The following is an 18,307-nucleotide window of genomic DNA, read 5'->3' on the forward strand; positions in this document are numbered from 1 at the left end:
TTGCCCGCCGCACCCGAGTGCACCACCAGCCTGTCGCCGTGCTCGTCCGAGAGTCGGTCGAGCAGCGCCATTGTTGCGACATCTCTTCCGCAGTAGTGGATCTCGTAATCCTTCCCGGATGCTTTGGCGTGGTCGGCCATCGCGACGATCGGGGTGACGCCGATTCCGCCCGCCACAAAGATGTAGCGCCGGGCATCCGGGTCGAGCTTGAAGTGGTTGCGCGGACCGCGCATCTTCAGGGTGTCGCCGGCACGCAGCGTGTGGTGCACGTAGCGGGAGCCGCCGCGGCTTGCGGGTTCCTCCAGCACTGCGATTTCATAGTGCGACAGGTCATTCGGATTGCTGCACAGCGAGTACTGCCGAGACAGGTCGCCGAGTTCGACGTCGATATGCGATCCCGGAGTCCACTTGGGTAGCGGCCTGCCCGACGGATCGGACAGGCGCACGCGCACGACGCCGTCGGCGGCGGGGGTGATGGAGTCGACCGACACGGTGCGTGAAATGCCGGTCTTCGACGGTTCTCCGATCTTCACTGGACGGCGATCATCGAGGATCGACGGATCGGCACGTTCGGGATTCTTCTCCGGGTCCCACTGCACCCACACGTGATCGGGGCCGCGGAACGACGTGTTAGGCAGGTAGGTGAACTCCTGATCCGGGACCAGTTCCATGTGGGGGAGGCGCTTGGTGAACTCCTCGAGGAAGATCTGCATCTCCATGCGTGCCAGGTTCTTACCCATGCACTGGTGACTGCCGTACCCGAAGGTCAGGTGATCGCTCGAGTTCTCCCGGCGGATGTCGAAGTCGTCGGCGTTGTCGAAATGACGCTCGTCGTGGTTCGCGGATGACGTCACGATCAGCAACTTCGAGCCTTCGGGAATCGCGATGCCACCGATCGTGGTGTCGGCGGTGACCAGGCGGCGCCACGCGGCGACCGAACCCGAGTGGCGCAGGCACTCCTCGACGGCATTGGGGATCAGGCTCGGGTCGGCGCAGATCTCCTCCCACACGCTGCGGTTCTCGAGCAGCAGGCGGAAGGCGTTCGCGGATGCATTGGCTGTAGTCTCGTGTGCTGCAACGATTCCCGCCATCATCATCGAATGCAGGTAGGAGTCGGTGACGACGTCGGGCTGCTCCTGCTGGACCCGGATTCCGAACGGCATCCAGCCGTGGCCGGATGGGTCCTTGCGCATCTTCTCGAGGACCTGGCCTGCGTACTGCCAGAATTTGCCGACGGCCTCGGCGACCGCAACCTGCTGCTCGGGTGCCGGCCGGCCCCAGGTGTTCACGGTGTGCGCGATCGAGTACTTGCGCATCGTATCCATGTCTTCTTCCGGCACGCCGAGGAAGTGCAGCGCCACGGTGAGCGGGACCTCCCACAGCATTTCGTCGACGAGGTCGGCTTTTCCGGACTCGATGAAGCGATCGACGTACTCGCGGGTGAGCCGGCGAACCATCGGCTCGTGGTGGACGAGTTCCTTGGGGGTGAACGGGTCCATCAGCGCCCGTCGTCGCGGCATGTGCGCGGGTTCGTCCTCGTTCACGAGAGTGCGCGCCATCGCGTAGTCGTACTTCGCGAGCGTCGCGGTCGCCTCGTCCGAGACCGGAGTGATCTTCTCGAGTGCGATCGACGGCGAGAACAGGATGTTGTCGCGAAAGACGGCCTTGACGTCTTCATACCTGGTCACGACCCAGTATCCGAGTTCCGGGCTGTAGAACACCGGCTCCTCATCGCGCGACCAGCGCAGCGACGCCGCAGGGTCCACCTGGTACGGGCCGGTGAAGGGATCGAAGGCGGCGGCATTCGCGGAAATCGGGCAGCCCGCGGTCTGAAGGGCCGTGTGATCGATCGGGCATGCGCTCATGGCTTGCATCTCCGTCTGTGTTGGACTCGCATTGAGCTGCGAAGTTACTAATAACGCACAACATGTAACTGTGAGCGAACTTCGATCAGGGTAAGCGTGGTCACATTCGCGGTCAAGTGCGGCCCAGGGAACGGTGAACGGGACTGTCGCGGGGAGACGGGTACCACGATGTGGACGTTGCTGCGGTGTGAGTGCGCAGCTTCGCGAGGGAAAGCTGTTGTGGGGAGCGTCAGACGTTGATGAGGCGCTCGATTTCGCGGGCGGTGCGCATGACCGCCTGCGCCGCGCGTTCGGTGTCAAGGCCGTCTATTGCAACGACGCCGACGCTCCGTTCGAGGCCGGCGCCCGGCCCGACTCCCTGTGGGAGTGCGATACCGGACGCGATACCGACTGCGCCGTGCTCGAGCTGGCCGCGGGTGAGGCTGTAGCCGTCGGCCCGAGCTCGGCGTACCGCCTCGGAGTCACCCCGGCGATTCGGGTCGCAGGGCGAGGATCGCGATGCCTGCGGCGCCGCGGTCGATCGGATGGCTACTACCGACGCGATAGCCCACCCGCAGCAGCGTGCCTTCCGGCTCGGCGACCATGATTACGACGCAGTTCTGCCCTTGGGCGACGGACACGAATGCCGTCGCGCGGGTCTCGTCGGCGAGCGTGTGCAGTATCGGATTCACCTCGACCGCGAACTGCGGTTCGAATCTCGACGCGAGCACCACCGCGGCGGCGCCCAGGCGTATCCGGCCGTCCGAGGCCCGGGCGACCAGCGAATGCTCTTCGAGAGTGGCGACGATTCGATAGCAGATAGCTCGGTGCACATCGAGTTCGCGGGACAGGTCCGCTACAGAGATTCCGGATGGCGACTGGGACACGATGTCGAGTGCGCGCAGCCCACGATCGAGCGTCTGCAAGGTGCTCATGTGGGTCCTTCTCGGGCCGGCCGGGGCTGTCTGTCCGAGTCCTTTCTACAGAATTTTCCGAGTGGAGCGGTAACTGTCGCAGTGCAATGCTCATCGCGGCGCGCGGGTGCAGTCTCCTGGCAGACGTATCGGCGGGGCGAGGTAGTTAATGGATATACTATCTTGGTGAATTCCCGGAAATCGTCGGCCTCGAATATCTCCACAAGTAGCCGCGATAGTGTGGGCCCCATGGATGGTGGGCAGAGCGAGGTTGGGGGATCGGCAGCGCCGGACTCGCTCGACTACTGGTCGTTCGTCGAACTCGCGAAAAGCCGGCTGGGCAGCAGATACGGCGACTACCACCGCAATGCCACCGAGGTGCTGCTCACCCTGAACCGGGCGTCGGACGTCGTCACCTACGACCTCGAATCCACCGTGCACCGGCCCAACGGACGGTCGTGGTCCGCGTACCGCCTGCTGTTCGTCGTGTGGCTGGCCGGGCCGATCGAACCGAAGGGCGCCGCACGGCTGACCGGCATGAGCCGCGCGGCCGTGTCGAATCTGGCAAAACCGCTGGTCGAGGCAGGTCTCCTGGAGCGGACGCCGGCGAGTCACGACGGCCGATCGGTGCAGTTGTCGCTCACCGAGGCGGGGGAGCGCGAGATCTCCGAGGCGTTCCGCGCGCAGAACGAGCGCGAGGCGGCGTGGGTCGAGGTGCTGACCGAGGCCGAACAGCAGATCCTCGTCATGCTCCTGAACAAGCTGATCACGAACCGCAGCCAGTTCGACGTGCGCGGACGTAACTGATCGCGGGAGCTCCGTGCTCGGTCAAGGGTGTGGATACTCCGATCGTCACGACCTCGTGACCGTTCCGTGGTTGCTTTCGTCCCGGAAAACTAGTTAATGTGTTTATTAACACCGGGGCGCAACCGCCTCGATCGGCCTGAGGAACCTGCGAGGAGCTGAACCCCATGGCGTTCTACCGACAGCTCGGCGTCATCCCGCCGAAGCGTCACACCCAGCACCGCGACGAGAACGGCAACCTCTACTACGAGGAGCTGATGGGCGAGGAGGGCTTCTCGTCCGACTCGTCGCTGCTGTACCACCGGCACATCCCGTCGGCGATCGTCGACGCGACCGTGTGGGACCTGCCGGACCAGACGACCACGCCGAATCACCCGCTCACGCCGCGGCACCTCAAGCTCCACGACCTGTTCCCCGAGAACCTGTGGGCGGACACCGACGTCGTCACCGGCCGCCGCCTGATCCTCGGCAACGCCGACGTGCGCATCTCGTACGTGGTGTCGAAGAAGGAATCGCCGCTGTACCGCAACGTCGTCGGCGACGAGATGGTCTACGTCGAATCCGGCACGGCCACAGTCGAAACCGTCTTCGGCACGCTCGAGGCGAAGTCCGGCGACTACGTGCTGCTGCCGATGGCGACGACGCACCGCTGGATCCCCACCGGCGACGAGCCGCTGCGCGCCTACGTCATCGAGGCCAACAGCCACATCGTGCCGCCGAAGCGTTACCTGTCGCGGTTCGGCCAGTTCCTCGAGAACTCCCCGTTCTGCGAGCGCGACCTGCACGGCCCGACCGCCCTCGTCGAGGTCGAGAACCTCGAGGGCGAGGTGGAGGTGCTCGTCAAGCACCGCACGTCGCACGGCATCGTCGGCACCCGCTACGTCGTGCCCACGCACCCGTTCGACGTGGTCGGCTGGGACGGCTGCCTCTACCCGTACACCTTCTCCATCCACGACTACGAGCCCATCACCGGTCGCGTGCACCAGCCGCCGCCGGCACACCAGGCGTTCGAGGGCAACAACTTCGTCATCTGCAACTTCGTGCCGCGCAAGGTGGACTACCACCCGCTCGCCGTCCCGGTGCCGTACTACCACTCCAACGTCGACTCCGACGAGATCATGTTCTACTGCGGCGGCGACTACGAGGCCCGCAAGGGATCCGGCATCGGGCAGGGCTCCATCTCGGTCCACCCGGGTGGGCACGCGCACGGCCCGCAGCCCGGCGCATACGAGCGCAGCATCGGCGTCGAGTTCTTCGACGAACTCGCCGTCATGGTCGACACGTTCCGCCCGCTCGAACTCGGCGAGGGTGCGTTCGCGTGCGAGGACACCACCTACGCCGGAAGCTGGAACCGCAATCGAGGTGCAGGCAAGTGACAAATCTCGGAACTCTGCTCACCGGACTGTGTGACGACGCCGCACTCTTCCCGCCGGGCAATGCCCCGCTGGAGCAGGCACTGCCGGCGCACGCCGGACACCGTATCTCCGACTACTCGGATCTGGTGGGGCTGTTCGTCTTTCCCGTTCCGCGCATCGAAGAACTGGTCGAGTCGCTCGAATCCCGTCCGCTCGGTGGCGAACTCGCCCTGAGCATCACGGCTCCGGGTGGTCCCGCGACCGTGTCCGCCGCGGTGGCTCGGCTGCGTGAACTCGACGGCGTGACCGTCGAGGCAGCGGAGATCGCGGTTCCCGCCGACAGCAGCGCCGACGAATTCCTCGCTGCGCTCGACGTTGTCGCCGCCGAACTCCCCGGCGTCGCACTGTTCGTCGAGGTGCCCCGCGACGACCGTCGGTCCGCCCTCCTGACGGGGCTCGCCGGGACGCCGAACGCGGCCAAGTTCCGCACCGGCGGTGTCGTCGCCGAGGCATACCCGGACGAAACCGAACTCGCCGAGGCCATCCGGACCGCGGTCACCGCCGGAGTGCCGTTCAAGGCGACCGCGGGCCTGCACCACGCGATCCGGAACACGGACCCGCACACCGGTTTCGAGCAGCACGGCTTCCTCAACGTGCTCGCAGCGGTCGATGCCGCGCTGGACGGCGCGGACGTGGCCGGCCTCGTGACGGTGCTCGCCGACCGCGACGGTGCCGCCGTCGCCACCCGCCTCTCCGCGCTGTCGCCGGCACGTATCACCGAGGTGCGCAGCCGGTTCCGGTCGTTCGGTACCTGCAGCATCGTCGAACCGCTCGTCGATCTGATCGACCTCGGCCTGGTGCCCGCAACCGTTCTCCCGATTACCGAAGGATCACCCGCATGACCGTCATCGACATTCCCGAGGGTTCGCTCTTCGGCATCGACAACCTTCCCTACGGCATCTTCTCCACCGAGGACTCCGAACCGCGCGTCGGCGTCCGCGTCGGCGACACGGTGCTCGACCTGAGCCGGGTCTTCGAGGACGACGTGGTCTTCGCCGAGCCGTCGCTCAATGCCTTTATGGCACAGGGCCGCCGTCGCTGGGACGAAGTGCGTTCCGCCATCAAGGAACTCGTGTCCGGGGAGGTCGCGGACGACGCGGTGTTCCCGATCGCGGACGTGACGCTGCACCTTCCGATCGAGGTCGCGGACTACGTCGACTTCTACGCGTCGGAGAACCACGCGTCGAACCTCGGACGGTTGTTCCGCCCGCAGAACCCCGATCCGCTGATGCCGAACTGGAAGCACCTTCCCGTCGGCTACCACGGCCGGTCGTCGACGGTGGTCACCTCGGGTGTCGACATCGTGCGCCCGTGCGGCCAGCGCAAGGGCCCGAACGATCCGGCGCCGGTCTTCGGTCCGTCCATCCGCCTCGACATCGAAGCCGAGATGGGGTTCATCGTCGGTGTCGGCAGCCCGATGGGCTCGCAGATCAAGCCGGACGAGTTCGCCGAGCACTGCTTCGGCGCGGTCATCCTCAACGACTGGTCCGCCCGCGACATCCAGGCCTGGGAGTACGTGCCGCTCGGCCCGAACCTCGGCAAGTCGTTCGCGACGTCGATCTCCCCGTGGGTCGTGCCGCTCGCCGCACTCGAAGCCGCCCGCATCGACACCCCGGTGCAGGATCCGGAACCGCTGCCGTACCTGCAGGGCAACGAGAAGTGGGGCCTGGACATCGACCTCGAGGTCGAATGGAACGGGGTCGTCGTCAGCCGCCCGCCGTACGCGCAGATGTACTGGTCGCCCGCGCAGATGCTCGCGCACACGTCCGTCAACGGCGCCGCGACCCGCACCGGTGACCTGTTCGGCTCCGGCACCATCTCCGGCCCGGAGAAGAACCAGCGCGGCGCGTTCATCGAACTCACGTGGGGTGGAGCCGAACCCGTTCAGGTCGGCGACGAGACCCGCACGTTCATCGAGGACGGCGACGAGATCGCGATCTCGGCGACCGCACCCGGCCCGAACGGCTCCCGGATCGGCTTCGGCGAGGTCCGCACCCGGATCCTGCCCGCCAGCGGCGCCGGCAACTGAACCCGGTCTTCATCGAGACCAGGTCCGCGCAGTAGCCGGAGCGCCTCTGGAGCGAACGTCGGACCACAAGAGTGATGCCCGGGACCCACGAGGTCCCGGGCATCACTCCTCGATGGGGTCCGATCCGTCAACGGTCGTCGCGTGTCGGCAATCCGTGCCATGCGTGGAGAAGGTCCTAGCGGAGGGTGGGCTAGAGGGCGCCCATTCGATGGCGAAAGCAGGGTATCGGTCTCGATGGCCTCGATTGCAGGGCGGGCTGGGCCGGCCCGACGATCACGTTCGTATCCGTATATCCGGGCACTTCCGGGGCGGAACGCGCGGGGGAGATAGGTAGGTCGATCCGTATTTCTGTCGTGGCGGCTGTTCCACCGGCACCGCACCCTGAAGGCGGCCGCATCCACAGCTCGAAGGACCGTGATGTACGACCCGCAGCCTCCCCCGACGACGTCCGCACCATCCGACGTGAGATTCCCGGTGTGGCGCTGTTGCAGATGTAAGACGCTGGTCTCGCCATTGCCACCGGCCTGCCGGTCCTGCGGTGGAGTGGAGTTGTTTCCAGTTTCCGTAAGTGGGTTCGGAACCGTCGTCTCGTGGAAGGCGATGACGCGTAGTGGTTCGAGTCGTGATGAGGAGTCCGCGATTTTGGCAATCATCGAACTCGACGCGGGACCGTGGTTGTACGCCTGGGTTTCGGGCGAACCGCCGACGGGCCACAGTCGGGTGGTTGTGTGGCGGCGGGGACGCAACCAGAGACTTCCGGTGTTCGCCCTCGCTGCGAGCGAGGGAGGGGACCGGCAGCGCGGCGGCGAAGTCTCGATGGCGCGGATGCCCCGCGCCGCTTGATTGCGCCATCCGGTCGGTACGACTATCGTCCGGACTCCGGAAAACGATTATGTCCACGGGAAACTCGGTCGTTGCTCGTTCGGTTCGTTCCCGAACCGCTATGGCGTCTCGTTCGGCAGAGGCGATCACCAGACACCGTAGGCGGCGATACGTGCCTATATGCAGTCGCTTCGCGTGAGATAGCGACCGAACCATCTCGACCCACCCAGCGAACAGTCATGAGCAAGCATCGGGGCGCAAAGTGCCTCCACCACACGATGTTCGACCGCAATCATTGCAGGAGCAGCTGCCCTCGCAACAATAGGCGGGATCCTTCCACCGGGTATCGCCGGTGCACACGCGTCCGAATTGTCCAAGAGGTGTTCCTGGGAGTGTGCGGATCGACGTCGGAGATCACATCTGCAACAGCGGTGTCGGCCGGCGTGGATATGTCCCCGGTGTGCACAGCAATTACGGCTTCGCTGTGAATTCCTACCCGATCAATACCGCCGGGTGGTGCTTCGACAGCGCATTCCCGGAAGGTCGCCGGGGACACCGCATGTGACTCGGAGCTGCCCCATCCACCATGTCCGCTAGGCGAAACGCCGTGGACAGGCATGCTCATCGTGGGTTCAATGCTCTTCGCTTTCGGTTGAGGCGTGCAGATTGGTAATCGCGCTTCCCACTCAACTTTTCACCGGTGAGCGCCTCGAGGACGATGGCGAGGTCACGTTCGGTGAGTGGTTGATGCTCCGGCGAGAGGTCGGTCCGTGTGGGCACTCGCTTCTTCATAGGTCCCTCCTCGTTGCGTGAATCGGTTCAGTGAATGCGGCGCAGGAGGGGCGGCCCGACCTGCCCGATGCAGCCCATCACCACTTCGTCGATATCCTCGGCTGCCACCGCCGCACGCTCGAGAGCGGCTTTGACGGCGACGGCGCCGAGTTCGTGGGCCGGCAAGTCCTTCAGGGCTCCGCCGAAGCTGCCGATCGGAGTACGTGCACCGTCAACGACGACAATCCGTTCCAAAGGGTTCATGATGAGCCGGTCCTTCCGAGTCGCGGGCCTACGACGGGTATTCGGTTCGTTGTGGCGCGCAGCGGCACACCCGACTCGCCGAGCGGGTCGACCGCAGCCCGTGTCTCGTCTGCGTTGGTGACGTCCGTGGAGTGCAACGGCCGTCCACCCGCTCGTTGGACTGCGCGAGATCGAGGCCGAACATGATCACGCCAGGGTCGGTGAGGCGCTGCGCAATGGCCGTGCCGAGCCCCGAAGCAGCGCCGGTTCACAAGAGCGGCACCAGCGAGAAGTGCTGTGCGCATCGAGACCTTCCCTGATTCCACTAGAGAAATACTCTAGCTGTAGAGTAACTGAGTCTGCCCATTTCGTCACGCCGACGCGACAGTCTTCGCTCCTCGAGAAGTGATGGAGGAGCTATACATCAGCGTCACTCGAGCGTCACTCGCTGACGAGATACATGAATGTATAATAATCTATCTATAGAGTAATGTTCATGGGGAGGGCATTCTGCGCTGCCGGTGCCGACACCGACGCTCGGTCGCCCCGCCCGAAGGTGAATGGCATCGGTCCTACTGACTTGGAGTTGGTGTGCACAACGTACTGGTGCGGCGGTATGAGGCTGTCGCAACGCTCGAACTGAACAGGCCCCATCGGAAGAACTCGCTCACAACCGAACTGGTCGAAGAAGCGATTGCTGCAGTCGAGGACGTTGCGCGATCTGCACAAGACCGAGTCCTCGTGGTTACCGGGGCAGGAGATTCGTTCTGCTCCGGTATGGACTTGTCGGCGCCACTTCTGCCTGACGAGATGACCTTCATGCGCCGGGTGGGACAGCTCTGCACTCTCGTTCAGGGACTTCCCAAGCCCACAATCGCGAAAGTGAACGGCCCTGCGATGGGATTCGGCGCCAACTTCGCGTTGTGCTGCGACTTCGTGCTTGCCGGCGAAGGAGCGCTCTTCGGTGAGATGTTCGCCGATCTGGGGATCTCGGTGGACGGGGGCGGGACGTGGTCACTGCCCCGACGGGTGGGCCTTGCGAAGGCGAAGGAACTGGCGTTCTTCGGTGAACGGATCTCGGGCACGGAGGCGGCCGAACTGGGGATCGCCGACCGGGTCGTCCCGGACGCGGAGCTCGACAGTCTTGTCGAGTCGTGGGCAGAGCGTCTGGCAGCCGGTCCGACCCAGGCCTTCGCGATGATGAAGAAGTCGATCAACGCCTCGTTCGAGACATCGTTCGAGCGGGCAGTCGAGCAGGAGGCACTCGCCCAGGCCGTGGCGTTCCGATCTCGTGAAGCAAAGGAAGCTGGTCGGGCGCGGATGGAGAAGCGTCGCCCCGACTTTCGCGGTGCGGTCTCCGCAAGTCGGGAGGGGTTGGGTTCCGGTACCCGGAGCCGCTGACGAGATCTGGGTCTCCGGTGGATCGGGTGTCGCCCACCGGAGACCCCCCGTCCAGCGCCGGACAGGCATCTGCAAGTCCTTGCCCGAAATGACGATCGACCTATCGGAGGACTGCTTCGTCCCGACCACTACGGAGGTCTCATGACCGGCTCGACCGAAATGCCTACCCCCATCGCTGCGTTCTTTGCCGCAATCAACGCGCGCGATGCGATGGCCGCCGGGAAATTCCTTACCGACGACGTCACGTACCAGTTGCTGGTGCCCTACCCTGCGATCGAAGGCCGCGACGCGGTCGTGGCAGCGTTGCAGAAGTCGCTCAGCGAGGCAGACCGGGTGCGATGGGAAGTGGTGGGCTTCGCGGTCGCCAACGACGTGGCTTTCGTCGAACGGGTTGATCGTTTCTGGTTCGGCGACAACGAAGCCGCGATCGAGTGCACCGGCGTGTTCCAATTGCGCAAGGGTCTGATCGCTGCGGTGCGTGACTACGCCGATTTCGCTACCTGGCGGGTTCGCAAGGAAGAAGCGGTGAAAGCAACGTGACCTACGGCGCTCTCGCAGTTGGGAGAGCGCCGCGGCCCTGTCGCCGTCAGGCGCTCACGAGGACGGTAATCCGGTGGTACCCGCGGAAATCGTGCGGCTGCGCGCAAACGCAACGGCCTCGGCCCAATCCACGCGCTGCTCGATCAAGCGGCGGAGTTTCATGGTCTCACCGGGTCGCCCTACCGTGAGTGCACCCAACAGCGTTCCACCGTGGCCGTAGAGCACGACATAACGATTGCTCTCGTGATCACCGACCACGAGATGCTCGTCGCAATCGACCCGACCGACCTGTTGGATCTTCACCCCGTACCACTCCGACCAGAAGTACGGCATCGTCGAGAAAGGCTCGGCAACGTCCAGACGAAGCGCCGTCCGAGCGGCATGTGCCCCTTGCTCGGCGGCATTGGTCCAATGTTCCATACGAAAGCGGCGACCCCATCGATGATCCGGCCAGTTGCAGACGTCTCCGGCGGCGGCCACCCCTTTCACACCCACGCCCAGATCTGCGCCACAGAGAATGCCGTCACCGAGATCGAGTCCCGATGAAGTCAGCCATTCGATATTGGGAACCACCCCGATTGCCAGGACGATGACGTCGGCGTCCACGACGCGCCCGTCCGTCAGAACGAGACCGGCACCTGTACCCCGGTCGGTGACGGTCGCGACCGTGCTGTCGAGCAGGACACGTGTTCCGTTCTGTTCGTGAAGTTGTGTCAGCAGCGCGCCGGGTCCGGCGCCCACCGCGTGCGCGAGGGGAGCTCCGGAACTTTCGACGATGGTGACATCGATGCCCCGTGCACGTGCTACCGAGGCCACTTCCGAGCCGATGAAGCCTGCGCCGACTACGGCGAGCGTCCGCGCGCCGTCGAGGGCCTTGCGCAACGCGAATGCATCGTCGGCGGTGCGCAATACGTGGACGGCTGGATGTGATGCGACCTCGGGTAGTGTCCTTGTCCGGCAGCCGGTCGCGAGAACTGCTGCCGAGTAGCGGATTCTTTCGCCTCCTGCGTAGACGACCTGATCGACCACGTCCAGCGCGGTGGCGGGACTCCCCAGGGTCAGGGTCACGCCCAGGTCGTCGCGCAGTACGGACTCGGCGCGCAGGGGTGGGATATCCTCGCTCGATTCGGCGGCGAGTGCCGCTTTGGAGAGTGGAGGACGATCGTACGGCAGTCGGTCTTCGTCGCCTACGAGCACGATCTCTCCGGTGAATCCGATTCGTCGAGCGCTTTCGACGGCACGTAGGCCGGCCAAGGATGCGCCGACGACGACAAGTCTGTCCATCACCGTTACTCCGAGATGCTGATCGACTCTGTAGGGCACTCGTACGCAGCCTCACGTACCGCCTGTTCGAGATCGGTGGGGACCAGGTCCGTGAGAGCTACTGCGGTGCCTTCGTCGTTCACTTGGAAGATGGTCGGTACCGCGGCCTCACAGGTGCCGCATCCCTGGCAGGTGTCTTTGATGAGAACGTGCACAGCCAACGCCTCCCGTCCTGGCGTGTGAGAGCGCCAGTAACTCTTCTCATATAATGTCTATCGAACTATAGTTGCATTCTAGATTATTTGCTAGGTAGACCTCGTTCCGAATCCTGTCCCTGCGAGGACGTCGACTGCTCGACGGCGGCCGATCGGGGTCGGCGGCAGGCTCACGAATACGATCAAGGGAGTGTGACTCGGTGACCACCGCATCAGTTCATCCGATGGCCGCGGCGTCCTGGCGTCTTCTCACCGAGGCTGCGGCGACAGAGCCCGACCCGCGACTGCGGTCAAACTTGGAGCTCGTCGCCCGCCACGTCGACGCAGAAGTTCGTGGCGACCTCGATGCCCTCATGGCAACACTCGTAGACGACCCCGTATACCACTATTGGGGTGCGACGACTTCTCCGGGACCGTCGGGAGCCGCCGCGGTGCGTGCCTACTACCAAGAGTCGGTGAAATTGGGTCGCAACCGACTCGAGTACGCGATAGAACGTGTCGTTCCGGGGCCGAGTGCTGTCGTCACGGAGGGAATCTTCCGGCACGCATACTCGGGCGAAGTGCTGTCCTCCCGCGGGGTCCGCGGAGTAACGGACCAGGGTGCCTGGTACCTCGTGGAGTACCGATCGGTGGTCGTCTGGCCGATTTCGGATGGCGGCCTGCTGTTGGGGGAGGAAGTCTACGTCGGTGAGCCGATCAGGGCCGTTCGTCCGCTCGCAGACGATGAAGCACCGCACCTGGGTCCGGTGGAAAGATGCCGAGCGGAAGCCTGAACCGCGGCGCAAGAACCGCGTTGTTCGTGTTTCGACGCTGCTTATCCGCCGACGAAGCGACGGCGCCAGGCATCCACCGAATCCCGGGGGCAGCCGTGCTCGTCGAGCCAGCCTTCGACGCCGTCCTGATGACCGGCGACTCGGTCGATCACCATCTCTATCAAGGCGGCTGGTGCCGTAAGCATCGACGGCGAGGGTCGCGGCGTGCCGGACTTGCGTCTGCCGAGTGCTTCCAGCCGTGTCATCAGCGCATCCATGTTCTCCGCCGTCGCGGTGTAATCCTGCACGATGGCCTCGGCGCTCACAGTAGCTGTCAGGAGCAGGATGGCGACCGTCACTCCGGTGCGATCTTTGCCTGCAGCGCAGTGGACGTGTACTGGGCCGGCCTCCCGTGCGGCAAGTTCGACCACTCCGGCCAGTCGATCGGGGTGGGCATCGAGGATGTCGTTGTAGATCCTCTCCAAGTGCTTGGCGGTCGGCCTGGTGAGAGTGTCGGCGTCCGTCACCACGGCTGCGTCGCGCAGAACGGGGATCTGAACCACTTTCGAGTATTCGATCCAGGGGTGGGCACCGGTGTATTCGCCGTGAGATCGAAGGTCGACGACGATGCCGGGCGGCCAGGCGGGTAGAGAATCGGGGGTGTCATCGGAGGCGTACGGGGCGTCGCTGCGGTACAGAACGCCCGATCGCGTCATACGTCCATCCGTGGTCGGCAGGCCACCGAGATCGCGCAGGTTGACCAGCCCGCTGATCGATCCTCGGGAGTCTTTCCGGTTGGTATCGACCAGTGGGGCGGGGACGAGAGGTTGGACAGAATTGCTCATGAGGACTCCGCTGGGGTGAGGCTCGTGATCCGAATCGACATGCTAATCGAGTAAGTTCGTGTTCCCGAGGCTGCGGATCGCCCGAGCGGGGTGCATGATTCTTCGGATCGACAATCAGTAGATGAATCGTTTATTTAGGTATAGAGTACTTTACCGGGGATGACCAGGCGAGTGCGATTCGGCGGAAGTGGGGTCAACTATGGAGCTCGGACTCGAGGATCGGCGAGTGCTGGTAACAGGCGCGAGCCGTGGTATCGGTCGGACGATCGCGGAAATGTACGCCCGTGAAGGCGCGGCACTCGCGATCTGCTCGCGCAACGTAGAAAGCGTACGCGAGGCGGAATCGGAACTACGTGCGGCCGGGGCGAAGGTGTACGCCGAAGCGGTGGATGTCTCCGATCCCACCGCACTCCGGGGGTTCGTGTCGGCCGCGGCCGCAGCAATGGACGGCCTGGACGTTGTCGTCTCGAATGCTTCGCCCGGCAGTGTGACAGGCGACGATGCATGGGAGATCAGCGTCCGGGGAGACTTGAGAGCGCTGGCGATCCTCGCAGAAGCAGCGACGCCCTATCTCGAAAAGTCGGACATGGCATCGATTGTGGCGATCAGCTCGACAAGTGCATTCGACGCCGACTTTCCCTCCGGGCCGACCGCATTCGCCGCAATGAAGGCTGCGATCCTCCAGCATGCCGGAGCTTTGGCTCGATCGCTTGCACCGAAAGGTATCCGGGTCAACACCGTGTCGCCGGGGCCGATCCTCTTCGAAGGCGGTGCGTGGGATGCAGTGCGGTCATCCCGTCCCGAAGTCTTCGACAAAGTACTCGATAGGTTGCCGCTCGGCCGTTTCGGCCAACGAGAAGAGGTGGCCGATGCCGTCGCTTTCCTGACGAGTGCGCGTGCTTCCTTCTGCACCGGTGTGAACCTCGTGGTCGACGGCGGCATGCTGTCCCGCGTCCAGCATTGAGCGCGCGCTTCGGTCGAAGCCGACTTCCCCCGGCACACAAATCATGTGATGCCGAGTGCCGCACAGATCGGGGACAACGCGGCATGCCGAAGATCCGGCACCCTCAACCCTTCTTGGAGATCACATGGATGTGAATGTTCCTTATCACGCCGGAATCCTGGTTCACGACCTCGATTCCGCCATCGAACGTTTCACGGAAAAGCTGGGGTACACCTTCAATTCGCCGACAACCGTGCACGTGCATGAGCTGGAAGACCGGATCTCCGGCTCGACCGGCCCGGCGGAGGCACGCGTGACATATTCCCGGCAAGGACCGTTCCGGCTGGAGTTGATCGAGATCAGCGGCACCGGCATCTACGGTGCCGCCCTGGGGGAGGGACTCCACCATCTGGGCGTGTGGGAGCCGGACCCGGAAGCGAGACTTCGAGAGTTGGAGGTGAAGGGCGAGTCGGTAGACGCGATCTTCCGCAGACCGGACGGCACTGTCTCGGTGTTCTACGCCAGCCCTGAAAATGCCGACGGGGTGCGCATCGAGTACGTCGGCGCCGCACAACGGGAACGCTTGGAGCGCTGGTTCGACACCGGCGAACTTCGATAGAGCGAATACCTGTGCATCCGTGGATGCACGACGACCGCTTCATTTCACCTTCGAGCAAGTCCAGGGGGACCGCCCATGAAGAGCTGGTATCCCCCCGAGCAGACAGTTTGACGACATCGAGTAGGAGAAAAGGCACAAGTGCAATCAACCCGTGAAGCCGGCCGGGCGAAGGACTTCGACGAGTGGTACGGCTCTGTCGTCGAACGATATCGAGAGCGAACTCCGTCTTCGCTGGTGGCGTTCGAGAAGTCGAAGCAGGCGGTGCCGGGCGGTGTACCCGGTGGCCTCGGCTTCATGAGTCCGTACCCCGTGTATGTCGAAAGAGGCGAGGGCGCATACGTCTGGGATGCCGACGGCCACCGCCTGCTGGACCTGATGTGTGGTGACTGGCTGCTGCCTCTGGGACATTGCCACCCCGCTGTGGTCGAAGCCACGAAGGCACAAATCGACCGGGGAACGACGTTCTGCTCGCCGCACCCGACGCTGGGCTTCCAACTTGCCGAAGCGCTGCAGCGCCGACTGCCGTCTCTCGAACGCATCCGATTCACGGCGTCCGGCACCGAGGCCACGATGACCGCGCTGCGCCTGGCGCGTGCCTACACCGGGCGGGGCACCATCGCCAAGATGCGAGGCGGCTTGTAGGGTCTCAGATCGCGTGACATGTCGGCCTTCGTTGACGAGCGGGTTCGTCGGTTGTCTCACGAATTGCCATTTGCCCTGAGTCTCAGTTCCGTGGCATTTCTTCAGGTTTCGCGCTTTCTGCGCTTACGGCGTCGCAAACTTCGGGTGCCCAAGGTTCGGTTCGCCTGCGGGCGGTGACGTTCAAGGAGGACTGCGCGACGGTTACTGCGGAAGGACACCGCTGGCTACCGGGTATTGGTTGATTATGTGGACATTCTCTGAAGGTCAACGGATGGTCGGCGTCGAGGCGTGTCGTCGCCTTCGGTTTCCGCCCGAGAAAGTCGAAAAGGCTAGTGCGAGGTCGGTCGTCGGAAGTATGGAACAGGTAGGTACCGGTCGTGTCCGTCAGGTGGGTGATGAAGGTGTCGTCGTCGACCGCGAGGATGGCGAAGCTGACCCGGCACCGCGTTCGAGCATGAGGTCTCGACTTCGCGGAAGCTGAGCGGGAACCGGAAGTTACAACTACACAGTCGGTGATGATCTTCGACCGGGGTAACGGTGGCCTTTGTACGATGTTTGCCGACTTCAACAACGTTGATAGTGCCCTTAGCCTGGCCGAGGTGAGATCTTTACCGGATGAGTGTGCGTGCGGCCGGCAACCTGCCGGTGGAGATGACCAGCTTCGTCGGCCGGCGAGAGGTGCTCACGCACGCGAAGAATCTCCTCGCCTCCACGCGGCTGCTGACCCTGACCGGCATGGGTGGAGTCGGAAAGACGCGATTCGCCCTCAGGCTCGCCGGCGGAATCCGGCGCAACTTCGCCGACGGTGTGTGGCTGGTCGAACTGGCCGATCTCCGGCAGGGCAGCTTGCTGGCCCCGACGATCAGTAGCGTCCTGGGCGTCCGGGACGAGTCGAAAGACCCTGTCGGCTTCTTGACCGAGCATCTCCGGGATCGGCGGCTTCTCCTTGTTCTCGACAATTGCGAACATCTCACCCTCGCGTGTGCCGAGCTGATTACTCGTCTCCTGCGTTCCGCGCCGGCGCTCAAGATCTTGGCGACGAGCAGACACATCCTGGGTGTCGAGGGCGAGCAGGTTTTTCCGGTTCCGCCTCTCTCACAGGAGTCGGTGACCGGCCTCAGTGAAGCGATGTTGCTGTTCGAGGAGCGAGCATCGGCAGCGGACCCACGCTTCCGGATCACCGACGACAATCGCGAAGCGGTCGCAGCGATCTCCCGAGCGTTGGAGGGTCTTCCCCTGGCGGTCGAACTGGCTGCGGCGAACGTCCGAACGTTCAGCCCGGTGGAGATTGCAGAGCGACTCCAGGACAGCGAGGTCCTGACGGCCACCGAGCAAACGCGGCCCTCACGCCATCGCACGTTGGACGCCGCCGTGGACTGGAGTTACCGCTTGTGCACTCCACACGAACCGCAGGTGTGGAAGCAACTGTCAGTCTTCTCCGGAGGGTTCACGGTCGAGACTGCGGTCGGGGTGTGCCTACCCTCCGAACCCGGATCCAGCGTCCTCGGTGCGTTGATCGGGCTCGTCGAAAAATCGATCATCGTCCGTATCAACGGCCCTCACGGAACACAGGGCCGGTATCGGATGCTCGAGCCTGTGCGCCAATACGGTATGGAGAGGTGGCGTCGTCCCCGGACGCGTCGGCTGTGCGGCATCGTCACCGGGATTACTTCTTCCGTCTCGCCCGGCGTGGGATCTCCGACTACTGCAGCAGCCGGGACGTCGAGTGGTACGCGACGACACAGGCAGAACAGGCCAATATCCGCGAAGCGCTCGCCTTCAGTTTGTCCGACCCCGGCGAGCCGCTGGTCGCACTCGAGATGGCGACGGCCCTGCGTCCGTACTGGCAGCAATCCGGATCCGTTCTGGAGGGATATCAGTGGCTGCGACGTGCCCTCGATCGGGTCACCGCCCCGTCGGTCGAGCGGGCCATGGGTCTCGTCGCCGCGAGCATCCTCGGGTTCCTCGTCGAGCAGACGGACGATGCCCGCACACTCCTTCGCGAATACCGCGAATCGGCCACCGAACAGCCATCACCCGATTCGACCGTGACCGGCCTGTTTGCGTCGGCTCTGGAAGCGTCCGGCGGACGATGACATTCAGAAAGCATTCGACGAGGCCAAGCGGCCTGTGGAGCTGGGACTCGACCGGGAGAATCCAGGCTTCGTAGCGGAAACGATGGCTCTGTCCGCCCTGTACGCATTCATCACGGAGCACGGGGACGCCGAACAGATTGCCTTGCGCT

General features: G+C 64.2%; 16 protein-coding genes and 2 pseudogenes. 12 read left to right on the forward strand and 6 right to left on the reverse strand.

What is annotated here, in order from left to right; genetic code table 11:
* Together I0Q12_RS16770 and I0Q12_RS16775 are read right to left on the reverse strand one after the other, a co-directional pair.
* Window positions 1–1,865 (reverse strand): cytochrome P450 (locus I0Q12_RS16770; protein ID WP_197252978.1); only part of this gene is annotated, 1,865 nt, incomplete at its 3' end.
* Between the two features lie 461 nt (window positions 1,866–2,326).
* Window positions 2,327–2,779: an IclR family transcriptional regulator gene (locus I0Q12_RS16775; RefSeq protein WP_231610837.1), complete on the reverse strand. Its 453-nt coding sequence runs from the start codon at window positions 2,777–2,779 to the stop codon at window positions 2,327–2,329.
* 228 nt (window positions 2,780–3,007) lie between these two features.
* Here I0Q12_RS16775 and I0Q12_RS16780 point away from each other — a divergent pair, with 228 nt between their 5' ends.
* The 4 genes from I0Q12_RS16780 (at window position 3,008) to fahA (ending at window position 7,006) form a co-directional block, all read left to right on the forward strand.
* On the forward strand, window positions 3,008–3,565 hold the full coding sequence (locus I0Q12_RS16780) for a MarR family winged helix-turn-helix transcriptional regulator (protein WP_197252979.1): 558 nt from the start codon (window positions 3,008–3,010) through the stop codon (window positions 3,563–3,565).
* A 164-nt stretch (window positions 3,566–3,729) separates the two neighbouring features.
* A complete protein-coding gene (locus I0Q12_RS16785; RefSeq protein WP_197252980.1) occupies window positions 3,730–4,938 on the forward strand; it encodes a homogentisate 1,2-dioxygenase in 1,209 nt (402 codons plus the stop codon).
* Window positions 4,935–5,819, forward strand: coding sequence for a hypothetical protein (locus I0Q12_RS16790; protein WP_197252981.1), 885 nt, complete (start codon window positions 4,935–4,937; stop codon window positions 5,817–5,819). Before I0Q12_RS16785 ends, I0Q12_RS16790 begins: the two co-directional genes overlap by 4 nt.
* A complete protein-coding gene (gene fahA, locus I0Q12_RS16795) occupies window positions 5,816–7,006 on the forward strand; it encodes a fumarylacetoacetase (RefSeq protein ID WP_197252982.1) in 1,191 nt (396 codons plus the stop codon). The genes I0Q12_RS16790 and fahA overlap by 4 nt, the downstream gene beginning before the upstream one ends.
* A gap of 1,665 nt (window positions 7,007–8,671) precedes the next feature.
* Here fahA and I0Q12_RS16800 read toward each other — a convergent pair.
* Window positions 8,672–8,863, reverse strand: a pseudogene (locus tag I0Q12_RS16800) (acetyl-CoA C-acyltransferase); the annotation flags it as partial.
* A 585-nt stretch (window positions 8,864–9,448) separates the two neighbouring features.
* Here I0Q12_RS16800 and I0Q12_RS16805 point away from each other — a divergent pair.
* Both I0Q12_RS16805 and I0Q12_RS16810 read left to right on the forward strand, forming a co-directional pair.
* Window positions 9,449–10,243, forward strand: a complete 795-nt coding sequence (locus I0Q12_RS16805) for an enoyl-CoA hydratase-related protein (protein ID WP_307846296.1) — start codon at window positions 9,449–9,451, stop codon at window positions 10,241–10,243.
* A 141-nt stretch (window positions 10,244–10,384) separates the two neighbouring features.
* Window positions 10,385–10,783: a nuclear transport factor 2 family protein gene (locus tag I0Q12_RS16810; protein ID WP_197252984.1), complete on the forward strand. Its 399-nt coding sequence runs from the start codon at window positions 10,385–10,387 to the stop codon at window positions 10,781–10,783.
* Window positions 10,784–10,837: 54 nt separating this feature from the next.
* Here the strand turns inward: I0Q12_RS16810 and I0Q12_RS16815 are convergent, their stop codons facing one another.
* Together I0Q12_RS16815 and I0Q12_RS16820 are read right to left on the reverse strand one after the other, a co-directional pair.
* Window positions 10,838–12,067, reverse strand: a complete 1,230-nt coding sequence (locus tag I0Q12_RS16815; RefSeq protein ID WP_231610838.1) for an NAD(P)/FAD-dependent oxidoreductase — start codon at window positions 12,065–12,067, stop codon at window positions 10,838–10,840.
* Between the two features lie 5 nt (window positions 12,068–12,072).
* The gene (locus I0Q12_RS16820; protein ID WP_197252994.1) at window positions 12,073–12,261 is read right to left on the reverse strand and encodes a ferredoxin; all 189 of its coding nucleotides are present in this window, start codon (window positions 12,259–12,261) and stop codon (window positions 12,073–12,075) included.
* A 224-nt stretch (window positions 12,262–12,485) separates the two neighbouring features.
* On the opposite strand from I0Q12_RS16820, the gene I0Q12_RS16825 reads away from it, so the two are divergent.
* A complete protein-coding gene (locus I0Q12_RS16825; RefSeq protein WP_197252986.1) occupies window positions 12,486–13,034 on the forward strand; it encodes a nuclear transport factor 2 family protein in 549 nt (182 codons plus the stop codon).
* A gap of 41 nt (window positions 13,035–13,075) precedes the next feature.
* Here I0Q12_RS16825 and I0Q12_RS16830 read toward each other — a convergent pair whose 3' ends face one another.
* Entirely contained in the window at window positions 13,076–13,858 is a 783-nt protein-coding gene (locus tag I0Q12_RS16830) for a tyrosine-protein phosphatase (protein WP_197252987.1), read from the reverse strand.
* 226 nt (window positions 13,859–14,084) lie between these two features.
* Here I0Q12_RS16830 and I0Q12_RS16835 point away from each other — a divergent pair, with 226 nt between their 5' ends.
* The 5 genes and pseudogenes from I0Q12_RS16835 to I0Q12_RS34920 all read left to right on the forward strand — a co-directional run bounded on the left by I0Q12_RS16835 (window position 14,085) and on the right by I0Q12_RS34920 (window position 18,158).
* Window positions 14,085–14,822: an SDR family NAD(P)-dependent oxidoreductase gene (locus I0Q12_RS16835; RefSeq protein WP_197252988.1), complete on the forward strand. Its 738-nt coding sequence runs from the start codon at window positions 14,085–14,087 to the stop codon at window positions 14,820–14,822.
* A 124-nt stretch (window positions 14,823–14,946) separates the two neighbouring features.
* Window positions 14,947–15,420 (forward strand): VOC family protein, encoded by a 474-nt coding sequence (locus I0Q12_RS16840; protein WP_197252989.1) that lies wholly within the window; start codon window positions 14,947–14,949, stop codon window positions 15,418–15,420.
* A 138-nt stretch (window positions 15,421–15,558) separates the two neighbouring features.
* Window positions 15,559–16,062 carry an aminotransferase class III-fold pyridoxal phosphate-dependent enzyme gene (locus I0Q12_RS16845; protein WP_197252990.1) on the forward strand — a complete coding sequence of 168 codons (504 nt, stop codon included), beginning with the start codon at window positions 15,559–15,561 and terminating at the stop codon, window positions 16,060–16,062.
* A 735-nt stretch (window positions 16,063–16,797) separates the two neighbouring features.
* A pseudogene (locus I0Q12_RS34915) lies at window positions 16,798–17,388 on the forward strand (LuxR family transcriptional regulator); the annotation flags it as partial.
* A gap of 293 nt (window positions 17,389–17,681) precedes the next feature.
* Window positions 17,682–18,158 (forward strand): hypothetical protein, encoded by a 477-nt coding sequence (locus I0Q12_RS34920; RefSeq protein WP_307846298.1) that lies wholly within the window; start codon window positions 17,682–17,684, stop codon window positions 18,156–18,158.
* The last annotated feature ends 149 nt before the right edge of the window (window positions 18,159–18,307 follow it).

Source organism: Rhodococcus sp. CX, assembly GCF_015865005.1.
Taxonomy (GTDB): Bacteria; Actinomycetota; Actinomycetes; order Mycobacteriales; family Mycobacteriaceae; genus Rhodococcus.

What these genes read in the sequence shown, in the direction of transcription:
- I0Q12_RS16775 (WP_231610837.1), bottom strand. Translation starts at nt 2,779, where the DNA reads ATGAGCACCTTGCAGACGCTCGATCGTGGGCTGCGCGCACTCGACATC.
- I0Q12_RS16780 (WP_197252979.1), top strand. Translation starts at nt 3,008, where the DNA reads ATGGATGGTGGGCAGAGCGAGGTTGGGGGATCGGCAGCGCCGGACTCG.
- I0Q12_RS16785 (WP_197252980.1), top strand. Translation starts at nt 3,730, where the DNA reads ATGGCGTTCTACCGACAGCTCGGCGTCATCCCGCCGAAGCGTCACACC.
- fahA (WP_197252982.1), top strand. Translation starts at nt 5,816, where the DNA reads ATGACCGTCATCGACATTCCCGAGGGTTCGCTCTTCGGCATCGACAAC.
- I0Q12_RS16810 (WP_197252984.1), top strand. Translation starts at nt 10,385, where the DNA reads ATGACCGGCTCGACCGAAATGCCTACCCCCATCGCTGCGTTCTTTGCC.
- I0Q12_RS16815 (WP_231610838.1), bottom strand. Translation starts at nt 12,067, where the DNA reads ATGGACAGACTTGTCGTCGTCGGCGCATCCTTGGCCGGCCTACGTGCC.
- I0Q12_RS16825 (WP_197252986.1), top strand. Translation starts at nt 12,486, where the DNA reads ATGGCCGCGGCGTCCTGGCGTCTTCTCACCGAGGCTGCGGCGACAGAG.
- I0Q12_RS16830 (WP_197252987.1), bottom strand. Translation starts at nt 13,858, where the DNA reads ATGAGCAATTCTGTCCAACCTCTCGTCCCCGCCCCACTGGTCGATACC.
- I0Q12_RS16840 (WP_197252989.1), top strand. Translation starts at nt 14,947, where the DNA reads ATGGATGTGAATGTTCCTTATCACGCCGGAATCCTGGTTCACGACCTC.